Annotated in this window: 18 protein-coding genes; 16 read left to right on the forward strand and 2 right to left on the reverse strand. The window is 68.4% G+C overall.

From position 1 onward, the window contains the following. Nucleotides 1-147: 147 nt before the first annotated feature. The 11 genes from NX782_RS01030 to NX782_RS01080 all read left to right on the forward strand — a co-directional run bounded on the left by NX782_RS01030 (nucleotide 148) and on the right by NX782_RS01080 (nucleotide 10849). Nucleotides 148-324 carry a hypothetical protein gene (locus tag NX782_RS01030; protein ID WP_258843615.1) on the forward strand — a complete coding sequence of 59 codons (177 nt, stop codon included), beginning with the start codon at nucleotides 148-150 and terminating at the stop codon, nucleotides 322-324. Nucleotides 325-367: 43 nt separating this feature from the next. Then, nucleotides 368-931 (forward strand): chromate transporter, encoded by a 564-nt coding sequence (locus tag NX782_RS01035; protein WP_258843616.1) that lies wholly within the window; start codon nucleotides 368-370, stop codon nucleotides 929-931. Next, nucleotides 928-1533 (forward strand): chromate transporter, encoded by a 606-nt coding sequence (locus tag NX782_RS01040; protein WP_258843617.1) that lies wholly within the window; start codon nucleotides 928-930, stop codon nucleotides 1531-1533. The genes NX782_RS01035 and NX782_RS01040 overlap by 4 nt, the downstream gene beginning before the upstream one ends. A 162-nt stretch (nucleotides 1534-1695) precedes the next feature. Continuing rightward, the gene (gene fghA / locus NX782_RS01045; RefSeq protein ID WP_258843618.1) at nucleotides 1696-2553 is read left to right on the forward strand and encodes an S-formylglutathione hydrolase; all 858 of its coding nucleotides are present in this window, start codon (nucleotides 1696-1698) and stop codon (nucleotides 2551-2553) included. Between the two features lie 145 nt (nucleotides 2554-2698). Further along, complete coding sequence (locus tag NX782_RS01050) at nucleotides 2699-3169, forward strand: Hsp20/alpha crystallin family protein (protein WP_258843620.1); 471 nt, start codon at nucleotides 2699-2701, stop codon at nucleotides 3167-3169. 2 nt (nucleotides 3170-3171) lie between these two features. Further along, nucleotides 3172-3912: a phosphoribosyltransferase gene (locus tag NX782_RS01055; RefSeq protein WP_258843621.1), complete on the forward strand. Its 741-nt coding sequence runs from the start codon at nucleotides 3172-3174 to the stop codon at nucleotides 3910-3912. Continuing rightward, a complete protein-coding gene (locus NX782_RS01060; RefSeq protein WP_258843622.1) occupies nucleotides 3863-5089 on the forward strand; it encodes an SRPBCC family protein in 1227 nt (408 codons plus the stop codon). The genes NX782_RS01055 and NX782_RS01060 overlap by 50 nt, the downstream gene beginning before the upstream one ends. A gap of 16 nt (nucleotides 5090-5105) precedes the next feature. After that, nucleotides 5106-6437, forward strand: coding sequence for an erythromycin esterase family protein (locus tag NX782_RS01065; RefSeq protein WP_258843623.1), 1332 nt, complete (start codon nucleotides 5106-5108; stop codon nucleotides 6435-6437). Nucleotides 6438-6514: 77 nt separating this feature from the next. After that, nucleotides 6515-7003, forward strand: coding sequence for a (2Fe-2S)-binding protein (locus tag NX782_RS01070; protein WP_258843625.1), 489 nt, complete (start codon nucleotides 6515-6517; stop codon nucleotides 7001-7003). Continuing rightward, on the forward strand, nucleotides 7000-9297 hold the full coding sequence (locus NX782_RS01075) for a xanthine dehydrogenase family protein molybdopterin-binding subunit (protein ID WP_258843626.1): 2298 nt from the start codon (nucleotides 7000-7002) through the stop codon (nucleotides 9295-9297). Before NX782_RS01070 ends, NX782_RS01075 begins: the two co-directional genes overlap by 4 nt. Before the next feature lie 7 nt (nucleotides 9298-9304). After that, entirely contained in the window at nucleotides 9305-10849 is a 1545-nt protein-coding gene (locus NX782_RS01080; RefSeq protein WP_258843627.1) for a tetratricopeptide repeat protein, read from the forward strand. Here the strand turns inward: NX782_RS01080 and NX782_RS01085 are convergent. Next, complete coding sequence (locus tag NX782_RS01085; protein ID WP_258843628.1) at nucleotides 10846-11451, reverse strand: isochorismatase family protein; 606 nt, start codon at nucleotides 11449-11451, stop codon at nucleotides 10846-10848. The genes NX782_RS01080 and NX782_RS01085 overlap by 4 nt on opposite strands. Nucleotides 11452-11461: 10 nt before the next feature. Continuing rightward, the gene (locus NX782_RS01090) at nucleotides 11462-11818 is read right to left on the reverse strand and encodes a hypothetical protein (RefSeq protein WP_258843629.1); all 357 of its coding nucleotides are present in this window, start codon (nucleotides 11816-11818) and stop codon (nucleotides 11462-11464) included. Between the two features lie 223 nt (nucleotides 11819-12041). On the opposite strand from NX782_RS01090, the gene NX782_RS01095 reads away from it, so the two are divergent. The 5 genes from NX782_RS01095 to NX782_RS01115 all read left to right on the forward strand — a co-directional run bounded on the left by NX782_RS01095 (nucleotide 12042) and on the right by NX782_RS01115 (nucleotide 18951). Beyond that, a complete protein-coding gene (locus NX782_RS01095) occupies nucleotides 12042-13199 on the forward strand; it encodes a pyridoxal phosphate-dependent aminotransferase (protein WP_258843630.1) in 1158 nt (385 codons plus the stop codon). Between the two features lie 65 nt (nucleotides 13200-13264). Continuing rightward, nucleotides 13265-15451, forward strand: a complete 2187-nt coding sequence (locus tag NX782_RS01100; RefSeq protein ID WP_258843631.1) for a hybrid sensor histidine kinase/response regulator — start codon at nucleotides 13265-13267, stop codon at nucleotides 15449-15451. 88 nt (nucleotides 15452-15539) lie between these two features. Then, nucleotides 15540-17177: a Na+/H+ antiporter gene (locus tag NX782_RS01105; protein ID WP_258843632.1), complete on the forward strand. Its 1638-nt coding sequence runs from the start codon at nucleotides 15540-15542 to the stop codon at nucleotides 17175-17177. Nucleotides 17178-17215: 38 nt separating this feature from the next. After that, on the forward strand, nucleotides 17216-17692 hold the full coding sequence (locus NX782_RS01110; protein WP_258843633.1) for a hypothetical protein: 477 nt from the start codon (nucleotides 17216-17218) through the stop codon (nucleotides 17690-17692). Between the two features lie 113 nt (nucleotides 17693-17805). Continuing rightward, on the forward strand, nucleotides 17806-18951 hold the full coding sequence (locus NX782_RS01115; protein ID WP_258843634.1) for a DNA topoisomerase IB: 1146 nt from the start codon (nucleotides 17806-17808) through the stop codon (nucleotides 18949-18951). Nucleotides 18952-18955: the final 4 nt, after the last annotated feature.

An 18955-nucleotide genomic window follows, 5' to 3' on the forward strand; every position in this document is an offset into this window, starting at 1 on the left:
ATGCGCACAGCCCAAATACAAGAAGAATTTGGCACCGGTTCATGACGGCATGATGACAGGCCGGCGCCATCGCAACGCGACCGCGTGCGCCGCCTCCACGCAGCCCGGCCTAGAATGGTCCCGTCATCCATCAACAGCGAGGATTCCATGACCACGACTCCCGATCCGGACCTGAAACCGGGCGACGAAGCCGAGCCGGGCACCCCAGGTGCGGGCGAGGACCTGTGCGAAACCTGCGGCGGCAGCGGCAAGCTCGCCGACGGCAAGCAATGCCCGGAATGCGAGGGCAGCGGCCGCGTGATGCGCGGCATCGGCGGCGGCTGAGCGCCGGTTGGACACGGCGAGGGGGCGGCGCGATAATCCAGCGATGACGCCCTCCTCTCACCGACCGCAATCCCTTTCCGATCTTTTCTTTTCCTTCACCTGGCTGGCCCTGCAGGGCTTCGGCGGCGTGCTCGCCGTCGTCCAGCGCGAGCTTGTCGAGCGCAAGCGCTGGCTGAGCCAGGAAGAATTCATCGAAGACTGGGCGGTCGCCCAGATCATGCCGGGCCCGAACGTCGTCAACCTCTCCCTGATGATAGGCGGACGGTATTTCGGCCTGCCCGGCGCCCTGGCCGCACTGGCCGGGCTGCTGGCCCTGCCGCTGGTACTGGTGCTGGGCCTGGCGCTGCTGCACGACCGCTACGCCGACAACCCGCAGGTGGCCGGCACCCTGCGCGGCATGGCCGCCGTCTCGGCCGGCCTGATCGGCGCTGCCGGCCTCAAGCTGGCCGCAGCCCTGAAGCGCAGCCCCTTGCCCATGTCCTGGCGCGTGGCGATCGCCGCACTCGGCTTCGTACTGGTCGCGCTGCTGAAATGTCCGCTCATCTACGTGTTGCTCGGCCTTGGCGGCCTGGGCTGCATCCTGGCCTGGCGCAGGCTGCCGGCATGAGCGCGGCGCCCGAGACCCTGCAGCTGGTCCTGACCTGGTCCGACTGGCTGAGCCTGTTCGGCCATTTCCTGCTGCTGTCCCTGATGTCGATCGGCGGCGCGATCTCGACCTCGTCGGAAATGCACCGCTTCCTGGTCGAACAGCATCACTGGCTGAGCCAGGAACAGTTCAACGCGGCGATCGCGCTGGCCCAGGCCGCGCCCGGCCCCAATGTGCTGTTCGTGGCCCTGATGGGCTGGCACGTCGGCATGAACGCCGGCAGCCCGGGCGCGGCGCTGTTCGGCGTGCTGGTCAGCATGGTCGGCATCATGACGCCCTCCACCATCATCACCTACACGGCGGCGCGCTGGGGCCACCGCAACCGCGAACTGCGCGCGGTGCGTGCCTTCAAGCAGGGCATGGCGCCGGTGGTGATCGCCCTGCTGCTGTCGACCGCGTGGATCCTCGGCAGCTCGGTGACGCAGCTCACGCAGGATGCGGCGGCCGGCTGGCGCCTGGTCTTGCTGGCGGTGGCGGCCGGCCTCGTCATCTGGCGTACCCGGCTGCACTTGCTGTGGGTGCTGGCAGCCGGCGCCCTGCTCGGCGCCTTCGGGCTGGTGTAAAACGCCTATGGCGGCGTTGCGAGGGCTCGCCGTGCTTGCGCACTGTCTTCGCCCTCGCGTCGGGTGGCCGCATCCCTTGCCATAGACGTTTTACACCAGCCCGTGCACGGTCCTGGCATAGACGGCATACTTGCGCTATTGCTCACCTGACGAGAGACCAACATGACCGAGCTTGCTCAACCTACAGTGCTCAGCGAACATGCCTGCTTTGGCGGCCCGCAGCGCTTCTACCAGCACGATTCCAGCGCCATCGGCCTGCCGATGCGCTTTTCCGTCTACCTGCCGCCCAATGCCGAGGACAAGAAGCTGCCGGTGCTGTTCTACCTGGCCGGCCTGACCTGCACCGAAGAGACCTTCATGATCAAGGCCGGCGCCCAGCGCGTGGCGGCCGAACTGGGGGTGATCCTGGTCGCGCCCGACACCAGCCCGCGCGGCGCCGGCGTCCCCGGCGAAGCGGACAGCTGGGACTTCGGCGTCGGCGCCGGCTTCTATCTCGACGCCACTGCCGCGCCCTGGTCCCGCCACTACCGCATGGAAAGCTACATCCTCGAACTGCGCGAGCTGGCGCTGGGCCTGCTGCCGGCCGATCCACAGCGCGTCGGCATCTTCGGCCACTCGATGGGCGGGCATGGCGCGCTGACGCTGGCGCTGCGCCACCCGGACCTGTTCCGCTCGGTGTCGGCCTTCGCGCCGATCGCCGCGCCGACCCGTTGCCCCTGGGGCCAGAAGGCCTTCGGCGGCTACCTCGGTCCGGACCAGGCTGCCTGGCGCGCCCACGATGCGAGTGAGCTGGTCAAGGATGCCGGCCGCGCCGTGTTCCCGGATGGCATCCTGGTCGACCAGGGCCTGGCCGACAAATTCCTCGCCGAACAGCTGTATCCGGAAGCCTTCGAGGAAGCCTGCCGCGCCGTCGGCCAGCCGCTCGAACTGCGCCGCCATGCCGGCTACGACCACGGCTATTACTTCATTTCCACCTTCGTCGAAGACCACCTGCGCTTCCACGCCAGCCGCCTCAAATGAGCCTCGGCTGAGCACCCCTCCCCGCGTAAATTCCCGCAAAATGCCCGCCGGCTGGCGGGCATCAAATTTGCGTCCTCACCGCTTGAAATCGTTTTTCGGCCGCCCTATAAAAGGAGTAGATTCATCCACTCCAAGGGAGGTCATCATGAACCTGACGAGAAGAGGCAACGGTCCGCTGTCCACCCTGCGCGGCGGCCCGATGGAAGACCAGTTCGGCCGCATGGTCGAGAGCATGTTCCAGGATTTCTTCGCCCCGCTGGCCCAGGGCGCGCGCATGCTGGACGATGGTCTGGCAATGCCGCGGCTGGACGTCAGCGAGACCGAGAAAACCTTCGAGGTGCATGCCGAACTTCCTGGCGTCAAGAAGGACGACGTCAAGGTCTCGATCGACGGCCAGCGCGTCACCATCGAGGGAGAATGTCAGCAGGCAAACGAACAGCGCCAGGGCGAACAGGTGGTGTATTCTGAACGCTCGACCCGCAGGTACCAGCGCAGCTTCACGCTGCCGTCGGAAGTCGACGATGCCGCGGCCGAAGCCCGGCTGGAGAACGGTGTCCTGGCGCTCACCCTGCCCAAGCGGCAAGGCAACGCTGCCAAACGCCTGACGATCCAGTAGGCATGGCCGAGTATCGCCGCTTCAAGGACCGCACCCAGGCCGGCAAACTGCTGGCCCGGGAGCTGCGCGAGTACACCGGGCGCGCCGATGCCGTCGTGCTGGCGCTGCCGCGCGGCGGCGTGCCGGTTGCGTTCGCCATCGCACAGCGGCTCGGGATCGAACTCGATATCCTCCTGGTACGCAAGCTGGGATTGCCGGGGCACGAGGAATATGCCATGGGCGCGGTCGGCAGCGGCGGCGTGCGCGTCCTGCAGCCGGGCGTACCCGGCCTGATGGGCGTGAGCGCCGAACAGGTCGAGGCGGTCACGCAGCGCGAGCTGGCCGAGCTGCAGCGGCGCGAGCGCGCCTACCGCGGCGCGCGCGAAGCGCTGGCGCTGAGCGGGCGCACGGCAATACTGGTGGACGACGGTGTCGCCACCGGCTCGACCATGCTGGCGGCGATTCGTATCGCGCGCGGCCTTGGACCGGAGGAGCTGGTGCTGGCGGTGCCGGTGGCGCCGCCGCAGACGCTGGCCGTGCTCGAGCGCGAGGTCGACCGGCTGGTATGCCTGTCGGCGCCGCCGCTGTTCCGCTCCGTGGGCCAGTGGTACGACGCCTTCGACCAGACCGGCGACGAAGAAGTACAGGATCTGCTGGCCGACGCCTGGCATGCGCGGACGGCCGAACGACAACAACCAAAGGAGGACCGAAACCATGCAACGACTGCCGACGCAAAGCACGACGACGACGGACACCGGGCTTGAACTTGCCAAATGGCTGGGTGGTGCCGCCGCCGGCGCCCTGTTGATGTACATGCTCGACCCAGACCGCGGCAGCGCACGCCGCGCCCAATCGGCGGCCGCCGTGCGCAGCGCCGGCTCGCGCACCACCAGCGCCCTCGGCAACGTCTGGCGTGGCGCCGGCGACCGCATGGGCGCCGCGGCCGATGACGCCATCGACATGGCCAAGCCGGACGGCAGCATCGGCGGCACGATTTCGAACGCGTTCTCGAAAGCCAGGGACGTTGCCGTGGATGCGATGAACCGCGCCTCCAGCGCTGCCTCCGACCTGGCCGGCGATGCGAAGGACAGCGACACCTATTCGAATGCGCGCAGCACCGTGAGCAAGGCGGTCAGCCGCGCTGCCGACACCGCCGCCGACTTCTACGACGACACCCGCAAGAGCGCCGGCCGCCTCGGCCGCCGCGTGGCGCAGGAAGTGCGTGGCGACAGCGAGGGCGCCTGGGCCCCGACGATGCGCAATTCCGCCCTGGCCGGCGGTGCCGTGCTGGCCCTGATGGGCCTGATGCGCCGCTCGCCGATGGGCGCCCTGATCGGTCTGGCCGGCGCCGCCCTGCTCGCGCGCGGCGCCGCCAACCAGCCGCTGCGCTCGCTCGCGAGTCGCGGCGCTGCCGGCCTCGGCATGGCCAAGGGCGTGGCGAACGGCATCAGCATGGACCAGACCATCGACTTCGAAAAGACCATCCATATCGATGCCGCGCCGGACGAGGTCTACGAACAGTTCGCCAACTACGAAAACTTCCCGCGCTATATGTCGCACGTGACCGAGGTCAAGGATCTCGGCCATCGCCGCTCGCACTGGACCGTGAAGGGTCCGGGCGGTTCGCGCTTCGAATGGAAGTCCGTGCTGACCGAGCAGAGCCGTCCAAACCGCCTGGCCTGGCGCAGCGAAGCCGGGGCCGAAATCCCGAACAGCGGCTCGATCCAGTTCGAACGCCACCGCGGCGGCACCCTGGTCACCGTGCGCATGTCCTACTCGCCGCCGGCCGGCGCCCTGGGCCATGCCTTTGCCCTGCTGCTCGGTTCGGATCCGAAGTCCAAGATGGACGAAGACCTGGCGCGCATGCGCGACTTCATCGAGCGCGGGTCGATGCCGCGCGAAGCCGCCCAGTCCAGCTGGACCAGCCGCCTTCTTCACTGAGCACGGCTGAGGCATCATGGCAGCCCTCGATCCCGTTGAGGCCATCCGCGCCGCCGCCCTGCCCCTGAGCGGCGGCGCGCGCGACTACGACGCCCTGCTCGACCTGGTCGGCGACGCGCGCTTCGTGCTGCTGGGCGAAGCCACCCACGGCACCCACGAGTTCTACGAAGAACGCGCGAAGATCACCCAGCGGCTGATCGAGGAAAAAGGCTTCCACGCGGTGGTGGTGGAGGCCGACTGGCCGGACGCCTACCGCGTCAACCGCTACGTCCGCGGCCAGAGCGAAGACGCGGATGCGAATGCCGCCCTGTCCGGCTTCGAGCGCTTCCCGAACTGGATGTGGCGCAATACCGACGTAGCCACCTTTGTCGAGTGGCTACGCCGGCACAACGAACAGCAGGCCGCGGGCGGCAAGCAGGTCGGCTTCTACGGTCTCGACCTGTACAGCCTGTTTACCTCGCTGCGCGAAGTGCTGGCCTACCTCGACAAGGTTGACCCGAAGGCGGCCCAGGTGGCGCGCGAGCGCTATGCCTGCTTCGACCACTATTACGAAGACAGCCAGCATTACGGCTATTCCGCCAACCTGGACCTGTCCGCTTCCTGCGAGGAAGGCGTGATCGAGCAGCTCAACCAGCTGCAGCGGCGCCACCACGAATACTCGCAAAAGGACGGCAGCGCCGACGCCTTCTTCTACGCCCAGCAGAACGCGCGGCTGGTGAAGAATGCCGAGGAATACTACCGGACCATGTTCCGCGGCCGGGTGTCGTCCTGGAATTTGCGCGACAGCCACATGGCCGAGACCCTGGAAGCCCTGGCCCAGCATCTGTCGAAGGATGGCGAGCCGGCCAAGATCGTGGTCTGGGAACACAATTCCCACATCGGCGACGCCCGCGCCACCGAGGTCGGCCAACTGGGCGAATGGAATGTCGGCGAGCTGGCGCGCAAGGCCTACGACGGCCAGACCCGCTTGATCGGCTTTTCGACCTACGAAGGTTTCGTCACCGCCGCCTCGGAATGGGATGGCCCCGCCGAACACAAGCGCGTGCGTCCCGGCATGCCCGGCAGCTACGAAGAACTGCTGCACGACACCGGCATCGAGCGCTTCCTGCTCCCCCTGCGTGGGGACAACCCTGCGCGCGAAGCGCTGATGCATCGCCGCCTGGAACGCGCGATCGGCGTGATCTACCTGCCGCGCACGGAGCGCCAGAGCCATTATTTCTCGGCCCAGATGGCGGTGCAGTTCGACGCCGTCATCCACATCGACCGCACCACAGCGGTCACGCCCCTCGATCCGGGCGGCGGCTGGCATTCGGAAGAGCCGCCGGAAACCTATCCGGGAGGCCTGTAGCAATAAATCCTTGGTCTTGACGCCCCGCTTTGGTTTACGATTGTGTTGTTCTGTTCTGGCAATAACTTAAACAACACATGAGTAAATACACCTTGAACGTCAACGGCAAGGCGCAACTCGTTGACGTCGAAGCCGATACGCCCCTGCTGTGGGCCCTGCGCGACACCATGGGCCTGGTCGGCGCCAAGTACGGCTGCGGCGTCGGTGCCTGCGGCGCCTGCATGGTTCACGTGGATGGCCAGCCGGCACGCGCCTGCCAAATGCCGGTATCGAGCATCGGCAAGCGCAAGATCACCACCATCGAGGGACTCGACGCCAAGGCCGCGCATCCGCTGCAGCAGGCCTGGCAGGAACTCGACGTGCCCCAGTGCGGCTATTGCCAGTCCGGACAGATCATGAGTGCCTGCGCCCTGCTCAAGCAGCACCCGCGCCCGACCGACGCCCAGATCGACGATGCCATGGCCGGCAACCTGTGCCGTTGCGCCACCTACGTCCGCATCCGCGCCGGCATCCACCGCGCCGCCGAGATTGCATCCGCGGCACCGGCCGGAAAGGGCAAGAAATGAACGTACGCGACAAAGACCTGCAGGCCGCTCCGGCCCCGGCATCAAGCTCGCGCCGCAGCTTCCTGCGCCAGTCCGCCGCCGGCGGTTCGCTGCTGGCGCTCGGCCTGTTCCATAACGGCGCCATCGCCGCGCTGGCCCAGGGCCAGGCCGGTAGCAAAGCTGCCGCTGCCACGGAATTCTCGCCCAACGTCTTCATCCGCATCGCCCAGGACGGCATCGTGACCCTGGTGTCCAAGCAGCCGGAGATCGGCCAGGGCATCAAGACCTCGCTGCCGATGGTGATCGCCGAGGAGCTGGAAGTCGACTGGAAAGACGTGCGCGTGGTCCAGGGCGACCTGAACCCGGCCTACGGCTCGCAAGGCGCCGGCGGCTCGACCTCGACCCCGACCAATTACGAGAACTTCCACCGCCTGGGCGCCACCGCGCGCACCATGCTGGTCCAGGCCGCCGCCCAGACCTGGGGCGTGCCGGCCGGCGAATGCCGCGCCGAGCGTGGCGCCGTACTGCACGAGGCATCGAAGCGCCGCCTCGGCTATGGCGAGCTGGTGAAGGCTGCCGCCGTGCTGCCGGTGCCCGACGCCAAGGGTGTGCAACTGAAGGATCCCGCGACTTACCGCCTGCTCGGCACCCGCGTCGGCGGCGTCGACAACGACAAGGTCGTGGCCGGCAAACCGCTGTTCGGCATCGACGTGCAGCTGCCCGGCATGCTGCACGCGGTCTACGTCAAGTGCCCGGTGCTGGGCGGCCGCCCGGTGTCGGCGAACCTGGCGGCGATCAAGGCCATGCCCGGCGTGAAGGATGCCTTCATCGTCGAGGGCACGGACAACCTGAACGGCCTGCGTCCGGGCGTGGCGATCGTCGCCAACTCCACCTGGAATGCGATCCGTGCGCGCAAGAAGCTGGTCGTACAGTGGGACGAAGGCGAAGGCGCCAATCACAGCTGGGCAGGCTTCCTGGCCCAGGCCCAGGCGGCAAGCAAGCAGCCGGGCGCGGTCACCATGCGCCGCGACGGCGACGTCGAGACCGCGCTGGCCGGCGCCGCCCGCACCGTCGAAGCCGCCTACACCTACCCCTTCATCTCGCACGCGAGCATGGAGCCGCAGAATTGCACCGCCGTGGTCGACCCGAAGGATGGCAGCGTCGAGCTGTGGGCGCCGACCCAGAATCCGGGCGCCGGCCAGGCCCTGGTGGCGAGCACCTTCAATATCCCGAAAGAGAAGATCGAACTGCACATCACGCGCAGCGGCGGCGGCTTCGGGCGGCGCCTGTCCTCCGACTTCATCGTCGACGCGGTGGCGATCGCGCAGAAGGTCAAAGCGCCGGTCAAGCTGACCTGGACCCGCGAGGACGACCTGCAGCACGACCACTTCCGCGCCGGCGGTTTCCACTTCCTGCGCGGCGGCGTCGACGCCCAAGGCAAGCTGGTGGCATGGCACAACCATTTCGTCACCTTTGCCAACCGCGTCGAGCAGAAGGAAAGCGACGGCACCACCGGCAGCGTGCTGCGCCCCGGCAGCGGCGCCAGCCTGTCGGGCGACGAATTCCCCGGCCGCTGGACCGCCAACTGCCTGCTCGAGCAGACCCCGCTCGAATGCAGGATCCCGATGGGACCGTGGCGCGCGCCCGGCTCGAACGTGTTCGCCTGGGTCTTCCACAGCTTCATCGACGAACTGGCGCATGCGGCAGGCCGCGATCCGATCGAATTCCGCCTCGAGATCCTGGGCGACAAGGACATGGTGGCCGGCACCGGCGAACGCGGCGTGCCCTATAACGTGGCGCGCATGCGCAATGTGCTCAAGGCCGTGGCCGAGAAGTCGGACTGGGGCAAGCGCAAGTTCGCGCGCGGCCAGGGTGCCGGCGTGGCCTTCCACTTCAGCCACCGCGGCTATGTGGCGGAGGTGGCCGAGGTGACGGTCTCGAAGGAAGGCCAGCTGCGGGTGGACCGGGTGGTGGTGGTGACCGATATCGGCGCCCAGATCGTCAACCTGTCCGGCGCCGAGAACCAGGTGCAGGGTTCGGTGATCGATGGCCTGTCGACGCTGATGTACCCGTCGCTGAACGTCGAGAAGGGCCGCATCGTGCAGAGCAACTTCCATGACTACCCGCTGCTGCGCATGCCGGACACCCCGACCAGGATCGAAGCGCACTTCCTGAAGACCGATTATCCGGTCACGGGCCTGGGCGAGCCGGTGTTCCCGCCGCTGGCGCCGGCTGTCTGCAACGCGATCTTCGCCGCCACCGGCAAGCGCGTGCGCGAGCTGCCCTTGAGTAAAGCGGACCTCAGCTGGAGCTGAGTTTGCAATGAGCGTGGACCCGGCAACACTGCTCCAACAGGCCGTCACACTGCACCAGCAGGGACGGCTGGAGCAGGCATACACCCTCTACCAGCAGGTGCTGGCGCGCGCCCCGCAGCAGTTCGACGCGCTGCACCTGAGCGGCGTGATCGAGCGCCAGCGCGGCAACCCGGCGCGCGCCGCGGCGCTGATCCGGGCGGCGCTGCAGGTCGATCCGCAGCAGGCGCGCGCGCATGCCAATCTGGGCGCGGCCCTGAACGACCTGGGCCAGCCCGAGGCCGCGCTGGACAGCATCGATGCCGCGCTGCGCCTCGACCCGCGCTATGCGCTGGCCTGGAACAACCGCGGCAACACGCTGCGCCGGCTCGGCCGCGCCAGGGAAGCGCTGGACAGCTACGAGCGTGCCCTCGCGGTCCAGCCCGGATATCCGGAAGCCTGGTGCCACCGCGCCATCGTGCTGAACGACCTCGGCCGCCATGCCGATGCCGTGGCCAGCGCCGAACAGGCGCTGGCGATGCGCGCGGCTTATGCGGACGCCCTGCAGGCCCTGGGCAATGCGCTGCAGGCGCTCGAACGTTTGACGGACGCCGTCGCGGCCTACGAGCGCGCACTCGCCGCTGCGCAGCCGGCGCAGCAGGCTGAAATCTGGTGCGCGCGCGGCGCCGCCCTGAAGAAGTCCGGCATGCTGGAACAGGCGCTGGACAGCTATGAACAGGCCCTGCAGCAACGGCCGGATTACGCGATGGCCGAGCACTACCGCGCCAACGTGCTGCGCGCGCTGGGCCGGCGCGAGGAGGCGATCCAGGCATATCGCCGCGCGCGCGACCTGGGCGCCGATCCGGCCGACATCGGCTTCGCGCTGGCGGCGCTGGGCGAAGGCGCGACCCCGGCCGCGGCGCCGGCCGACTACGTGAAAGGCCTGTTCGACCAGTACGCCGGCCACTTCGACCGTCACCTGGTCGAGGTGCTGGGCTACCGCACGCCGCAACTGCTGCACGCGCTGCTGCAGCCCCACCTGCCCGCCGCCCCGCTGCCCTGTTTCGAGCAGGCGCTGGACCTGGGCTGCGGCACCGGCCTGTGCGCGCCCTTCATGCGGCCGCTGGCGGGTAAACTCATCGGCGTCGACCTGTCGCAGAAGATGCTGGACCAGGCCGGGACGCTGGGCCTGTACGACGAACTGGCCCTGGGCGACATCGCCGGCTTCCTGGAACGCGGCGGCCAGGACTACGGCCTGGTGCTGGCCGCCGACGTCTTCGTCTACATCGGCGAGCTGGCGCCGGTGTTCGGGGGAGTAGCGCGGGCGCTGCGGCCGGGCGGGCTGTTCGCGTTTTCCTGCGAAGCGCTGGAAGCGCAGGACGGCGCCGACGACGGCGCCGGATACGCGATCACGGCCTCGAACCGCTATGTGCACGCGCTGGCCTACATCGAGCGCCTTGGCGCCGCTTGCGGGCTCGCCGTGACGGCAACCCAGAACGCCACCCTGCGCCGCGAACACGGCAAGGATGTGCCGGGCCATCTGGTCTTGCTGCACAAGGGCAGCACGATGCCCTAAGCCACCGACAGCGCCATCATCCCCACCTCCCCCAGCCGCACCGGCACCGCGCCGCGCGCCACCATGCGGTCCATCGCGCGCGTGCCGTCGCCCGGCTTCACGTCCACCGCGCGCATCGCCTCCGGCACGATGATCGCATCGAAGCCTTCTTCCAGCGCATCGGTGACGGTGTTCAGCACGCAGTAGTCGGTGGCCAGGCCGCAGACCGTGACCCGGCCCACGCCGCGCGCCCGCAGCTGGCCGGCCAGGCCGGTGCCGGCGAAGGCCGAGTAGGCGTCGACCGGCGCGGTGTCGGCCTTGGAGACGACGATGGCGTCGTCGGGCAGCGCCAGCTCGGCGCTGAACTCGGCGCCCGGGGTGCCGGCCACGCAGTGCGGCGGCCAGGGACCGCCCTGGTCCGCGAACGAGCAGTGGTCCTGCGGATGCCAGTCGCGCGAGGCGTAGATCGGCAAGCCCTGCTCCCGGAACAGCGCGATCAGGTGGTTGATCGGCGCGACCACCTCATGCCCGCTGGCGACGCCCAGGGCGCCGCCGGGGAGGAAGTCGACCTGCATGTCGATGATGAGCAGGGCGTCGCTCGGTTCGAGATGAATGGCGCTCATCGCTTGGTACTCAGTGGCGGTTCATGTTAGCCTGCGCCGCCCGGTGTGCCGGATCCGGGTCGAGCGCACCGTGACGCTCGAGGATGGCTTCGGCGCGCTGCGCCATGCCGTCATCGAGCGCGTTCACGACGATCATGCAGTCGCGCACGTCGTCCTGCGCGGTCGGCGCGTAGGTATGCGTGTAGGCGGTCTTGCCTTTCACTTCGGGGGTGTCGCCGACGGTAAAATTGCCCTGCACGGCACCGGTTTCATAGATCATGACATCGATTTTCACGTCGTCGGCCGACATGCCGGCCGCCAGGAGCTCCTGGCGTGCCTGTTCGGCGGAGGACAGCTGCTTGAAGGTACGAACGATGGGGTTTTGCATGGCTTGCTCCAACAATAAGACGGTCAAGCCCACCGTACCAGAAACGGCCCCGGCGCGGCGCTCACCCGCGCGTGCGGCGCGATCGCGCTTGCCGCCCAAGATTGCCTAAAAATTATATTTGTGTCTTGTGCGCCACGTTCGGCGAAAAACTAGTACATTTAGGAAACATTAAACCGTGGTCCAGCGCTCAAGGCTGCCCCCAGACACTTTCGGAGACTTCTTCATGCATACATCCGCCAGAATCGCCTCCTCCCGCCCACTTGCCACCACTGCCATGCACGGGCGGGTGGAGAGCCTGCGCGCGGAGGGTGTGCCGGTCATCGATTTCTCGATCGCGATTTCGCACTTCCCGGCGCCGCGTCCGGTACTGGACGCGGTGGCCCACGCCGTCGAACGCGAGCGCACCATGCCCTATACCAGCGTGGTCGGCGCCCTCGACGTGCGCGCCCGCCTTGCGGACAAGCTGCGCAAGGAAAACGGCATCGACGCCGATGTCGGCGAAATCATCGTCACCAACGGCGCCAAGCAGGCGCTGTACGAAGCGCTGTACACGATCACCGACCCGGGCGACAGCGTGCTGGTCTTCAAGCCGCACTGGCCGGCCTATGTGGCCACTTCGCAGCTGCTGGGCCTGCGTCCCATCCTGGTCGAATTGCCCGATGCCATCACGCCACAGCTGCTGGACAGCCTGGAAACGCCGAAGGTCGTCATCATCAATAACCCGCACAATCCGACCGGCAAGGTGTACACTCCCGTCGAACTGGAACACATTCGTGCCTGGGTGGAACGTATCGGGGCCAGGGTGATCGTCGACGAGAGCTACGAACACCTGATCTTCGATGGCGCGCACACCAGCCTGGCGGCCCTGTGCGACTGGCGAAAGATCGGCGTCATCACCATCTTCTCGGCCTCGCAGAGCTACGCCATGATGGGCTGGCGGGTCGGCTTCGCGCTGGCCCCCGCCGAAGTGGTCAACGCGATGCAGACGCTGCAGGGTCCGATCACGGCCGCCGCGCCCCACCTGTCGCAGGTGGCGGCCGACGTAGCCTTCGCCACCGGCGCGCCCACCGAGATGATGGCGGACTACCGCCAGCGGCGCGATCTGGCGGTCAGGCTGTTTGCCGAGGTCCCCTGGATCGTCATGCACGCGCCGGCCTCCGGTCCGTACCTGTGGGGGGACGTGCGCAGCCTGACGATGGACACCGTCGGCTTCGCCGAACGGCTGATCGAAGAGAAGAAAGTGGCCATCATGCCCGGCGATGCGCTGGGCGTACCGGGTTTCATCCGCCTTGGCTACATTTCCGACGACGTGGCGACGCTGCGCGACGGCATCCGCAGGATCATAGAATTTGGCGACGCCTACAAGGCAGTAAAAAGATAATAATGACATTCGGGTTGGGCCGTAGTAAAGGTCGTTTTCGGCTGAACAGTTTGCGCAGCCGGCTGATGCTCCTGGTTGCACTGGCGATCATGCCGCTTGCCGTGATGACGATCCTGTCGGGCATACGCGAGCGCGAACACGCCATCAAGGCGTCCGAGGAAAACCTGCGCCGCCTGACCGGCATGGCGGCCGCCAACGAAGCCCAGTCGCTCGAGGGCGCGCGCCAGATCCTGGTCGACCTGGCCAGCGTGCCCGACCTGATGGGCGATACCGCCAAGTGCACCTCGCTGCTGTCGGATGTCCTCGACCGCAACGAGGGCTTCGTCAACTTCGGCCTGATTCAACTGAACGGCGACGTCACCTGTTCCGCCGTGCCGCTGCTGCACCCGGTCAACCTGGGCGACCGCAGCCACTTCCGCCGCGCCATCAACGAACGCCGCTTCATCGCCGGCGACTACGTGTTCGGGCGCGTGATCAAGAAGCACACGATCAACCTCACCTACCCGGTCATCGACCGGTCCGGCAAAGTGCTGGCGGTGGTGTTCGCGGCGATGGACCTGGAAGGCCTGGACACCTTCATCAACGACATCAACCTGCCGCCCGGCTCGGTGCTGGCGACCGCCGACGCGCGCGGCACCATCATCTCGCGCCGCCCGGACCCGGAACGCTATTTCGGCAAGCGCCTGTCGGAGGCGACCCTGCAGGGCGCCGCCACCGCCGGCCAGCGCGCCGTGACGATCCGCGGCGAGGATGGCGTCGAGCGCCTGCACACCTTCGCCCGCGTCGGCGCGCCGGCCCTGAGCGACTACACCGTCACCATCGGCATCCCGACCGAGACCATCACGTCAAGCGCGCGCCACGACCAGCTGATGTCGCTGCTGGGCCTGGGCGCGACCACCATGCTGGCGCTGCTGGCCGCCTGGCTGGTCGGCGACGTGCTGATCGTGCAGCGCGTGCGCAAGCTGATGGGCACCGCCGAGCGCATCGCCGCCGGCGACCTCGACGCCCGCTCCGGCATCGCCTACGGCAGCGAGGAAATCGGCAACCTGGCCCAGGCCCTGGACCGCATGGCGGCCTCGCTGCAGAAGAAGGAAGCGGCGCGTTCGCTGGCCGAGCGCGAGCTGCGCGCCGCCGACCAGCGCAAGGACGAGTTCCTGGCGATGCTGGCCCACGAGCTGCGCAACCCGCTGGCGCCGATCAGCACCGGCGCCCACCTGTTGAAGCTGCTGCACTCGGACAATGCCCAGATCACCCAGACCTGCTCGATCATCGTGCGCCAGGTCGACCACATGACCAGCCTGGTCGACGACCTGCTGGACGTCTCGCGCGTGACGCGCGGGCTGGTTTCGCTGTCGACCCAGGTGCTGGACCTGAAGCGCGTGGTGGACGACGCGGCCGAGCAGATCCGCCCCCTGATCACCGCACGCCGCCACCGCCTGCTGGTCGAGCTGCCCCCGGCCCCGGCCCACGTCAAGGGCGACCACAAACGCCTGGTGCAGGTGGTGGCCAACCTGCTGAACAACTCGACCAAGTACACGCCGGAAGGCGGCACCCTGCGCCTGCGCCTCGAAGCCGAGGGCGAAGACTTCGTGCTCACCGTGCAGGACGACGGCATCGGCATGGAGCCGGCGCTGGTGGAGCGCGTGTTCGACCTGTTTACCCAGGCCGAGCGCACCCCGGACCGCTCGCAGGGCGGCCTGGGCCTGGGCCTGGCGCTGGTCAAGAGCCTGGTCGAGCTGCATGGCGGCACCGTGCAGGCTGCCAGCCCGGGTCTGGGCCAGGGTTCGACCTTCACGGTGCGCCTGCCGCGCCACAGCCAGGACGTGGTGCTGGCCGCGCAGCCCGCCGGCGAACAGTCGCTCGAAGGCGGCGCCCCGCTGCGCATCCTGCTGGTGGACGACAACGTCGATGCGGTGCATACCCTGCAGCTGTTCCTGCACGCGGCCGGCCACCAGGTCGAGGTCGCGTATTCGGCCGGCGATGCCTTCGAACTGGCCAGGACCGTGCAGCCGGACGTCTGCCTGCTCGACATCGGCCTGCCCGACTTCGACGGCAACGAACTGGCGCGCCGCCTGCGCCGCCTGCCGCAGGCCAGCGGCGCGACCCTGATCGCCATGACCGGCTACGGCCGCCAGCAGGACCGCGACACCTCGATGGCGGCCGGCTTCGACCATTACCTGGTCAAGCCGGTCAACACTACCCAGCTGTCCGACATCCTGGCGGCGGCGGCCGAAGCCAACATCAAGCGCTGACAGCGGGCGCCGGGGGTGCCGTCCGGCGAACCGGACCACACTTTCGGCCCGCATCCCTTATCATCAGGTTTTGATAAGGAGATAATGGATGGAGTCGGTCGAAGTCGTCCTCGCAATGCTGCTGGCGGTGGTCGCCAGCGGATGGTTGGGGCGCATGCTGCCTTTCGGCGTACCGCTGCCGCTGATCCAGATCGCGCTGGGCGCCGTGATCTCGGGGGTGTTCCGCCACGGCGTGGCGCTCGAGCCGGACATCTTCTTCCTGCTGTTCCTGCCGCCGCTGCTGTTCCTGGACGGCTGGCGCATCCCCAAGGTCGGCCTGTTCCGCGACAAGGGCACGATCATCGAGCTGGCCCTGGGCCTGGTGCTGTTCACCGTGGTCGGCGCCGGCTTCCTGATGCACTGGCTGATTCCTTCGCTGCCGCTGCCGGTCGCGTTCGCACTGGCCGCGATCGTGGCACCGACCGATCCGGTGGCGGTGTCGGCCATCACCAGCCGGATCCCGGTGCCGCCGCGCCTGATGCACATCATCGAAGGCGAGTCCCTGCTCAACGACGCCAGCGGCCTGGTGTGCTTCCGTTTCGCGGTGGCGGCCGCCATGACCGGCAGCTTCTCGATCGCATCCGCCAGCCTGACCTTCCTGTGGGTGGCGCTGGCCGGCATCGCCGCCGGCGTCGGCGTCACCTGGCTGATCTCGCGCACCCACGCGTTCCTGCAGCGCCGCTTCGGCGAAGACGACGGCATGCCGATCCTGATCAACCTGCTGACGCCCTTCGGTGCCTACCTTGCGGCCGAGCACATCGGCGCTTCCGGCATTCTCGCCGCGGTGGCGGCCGGCATCACGATGAGCTATGTGGAGCTCGGCGGCACCGCCACGCCCTCGACCCGCATCCGCCGCAACGTCATCTGGGACACCCTGCAATTCGCGCTGAACGGCGTGATGTTCGTGCTGCTGGGCGAACAGCTGCCGGACATCGCGCGCGAAGCCCTGCACCCGCCCGAGGGTGGCGAGCTGTTCGATCCATGGTGGCTTGCCGGCAATGCGCTGGCGCTGAGCCTGGGCCTGGTGCTGCTGCGCTTCGTCTGGGTCTGGGTCTCGCTGCGCCTCACCATCCTGAACCAGCGCCGCCTGGGCCAGCAGGTGTTCAAGCCGCGCATGCGCCTGATCTTCGCGACCTCCTTCGCCGGCGTGCGCGGCGCGCTGACCATGGCCGGCGTGATGACCCTGCCGCTGGCCCTGCCCGACGGCTCGCCCTTCCCCGGCCGCCAGCTGGCGATCCTGCTGGCCAGCGCCGTGATCATCGTCTCCCTGCTGCTGGCCAGCGTGGCCCTGCCGCGCCTGCTGCGCGGACTGGAGGTACCGGCCGAGACCGACGCCGAGCAGGAAGAAGACCGGGCCCGCGCCGCCGCCGTCCAGGCCGCGGTCGACGCGGTCGAGCGGGCCGGGCTGGAGCACGCCGGCGGCCCGGACGCCGAGCTGCACGCCAACGCCTGCGGCACCGTGGCCAATCTCTACCGCAACCGCCTGCGCGATATCCAGCAGGAGGGCAGCGGCGGGCCGGACGTGCATGCGGCGCGCCGGGCCGAGCGCGACTACCGGCTGGCCGCGCTGCGCGCCGAGCGCGACACCATCCTGCGCCTGGGGCGCCGCCGCGAGATCTCGGACGAGACCGCGCGCAAACTGCTGCGCGAGATCGACCTGGTCGAGGCGCGGTATCGCGAAAACTGAGCGGGAATCCTGATCACCCAACCGAGGAGTCGACAACGATGAGTTTACGCAGCCTGCTTCCCTCCATCCTGATCGGCGCCGTCGCCAGCGCCCGCTCCATGACGCCGATGGCCACTCTCGCCACCGCGCGCCTGGCCGGCCGCGACACGACCGGCACGCTGGCGCTGCTGGACCGGCCGCTGTTCAAGTACGGCGCGCTGGCCATGGGCGTCGGCGAACTGGCCGGCGACAAGATGAAGACCGCGCCCGACCGCACGGTCTTCCTGGGACTGCTGGCGCGCGTGATGAGCGCCGGCATCGCCGGTGCGGCGCTGGCGCCGCGCGGTCGCGAGCAGGCCGGCGTCGCGGCCGCGATCGCCACCGCCGTGCCGCTGGCCTACCTGACGCTGGCCGGCCGCAAGCAGGCGATGGCGCGCATCGGCCAGACCCGCAGCGGCCTGATCGAGGATGCGCTGGTCGTCGGCGCCGGTGCCGCGGTGGTGGCGCTGGCGACGCGGCCGGAAGCGGGACGCTAGATCTACGTGCGCTCCCGTACGGTGCGCCTGTCCTGAAAGCGTAGACTTCGCATGACCCGGCGTGGGCGCGGTATGCCCACCCTACCCTGACATGCAGCGCGAACGGGACCATCATGAAGAGCGACACCGACCTTGAACAACGTGCCGCGGAAGGCGATTCGATACCGAACGCCGACCCGCCCACCGCAGCGAAGGCCGCCGGCCTGCGCTACGTCCACGACGACCGTCCCGGCATCCGCCGCGAGCCCGACCAGGATGGTTTTCGCTACCTCGACGCGCGCGGCGAGCCGGTCGAGGACGAGGCCACGCTCAAGCGCATCCGCTCGCTGGCGATCCCGCCGGCCTGGCTCGACGTCTGGATCTGCCCCCAGGCGAATGGCCACCTGCAGGCCACCGGGCGCGACGCGCGCGGCCGCAAGCAGTACCGCTACCACCCGAAATGGCGCGAAGTGCGCGACGAGGTGAAGTACGAGCGCATGATCAAGTTCGGCAAGGCCCTGCCGCAGATCCGCAAGGAAGTCGACCGCGCCCTCAGCCTGCCGGGCCTGCCGCGCGAAAAAGTGCTGGCGACCATCGTCTACCTGCTGGAAGCGACCATGATGCGGATCGGGAACGACGAATACGCGCGGGAGAACAAATCGTATGGCTTGACGACCCTGCGCAACCGCCATGTGAAGATCGACGGCAGCGAGGTCGAGTTCCGCTTCCGCGGCAAGAGCGGGGTCTACCACGACGTCAAGGTGCACGACCGGCGCCTGGCGCGCATCATCCAGCGCTCGCGCGACCTGCCCGGCCAGGACCTGTTCGAATACCTGGATGAGGACAAGCAGCCGCACACCGTCAACTCGTCCGACGTCAACGACTGGCTGCGCGAGATCACCGGCGAGGATTACACGGCCAAGGACTTCCGCACCTGGTCGGGCACCGTGCTGGCCGCGATCGCCCTGCAGGAATTCGAGAAATTCGACTCCGAGGCCCAGGCCAAGAAGAACGTGGTGCGCGCCATCGAGTCGGTGGCCGAAAAGCTCGGCAACACGCCCTCGGTCTGCCGCAAATGCTACGTCCACCCGGCCGTGCTCGACTCCTACATGGACGGCACCATGATCGAGGGCTTGCTGGCGCGCGCCGAGGAAGGCCTGGCCGAGGACCTGCAGGACCTGCAACCCGAAGAAGCAGCGGTGCTGGCCATGCTGCAGCAGCGCCTGGCGCATGACGCGCCGGAACCCAAGAAAGTGCAGAGCCGCCGCAAGGCCGCCTGACCCT

Source organism: Massilia norwichensis (genome assembly GCF_024753245.1).
Classification (GTDB): Bacteria; Pseudomonadota; Gammaproteobacteria; order Burkholderiales; family Burkholderiaceae_D; genus Telluria; species Telluria norwichensis.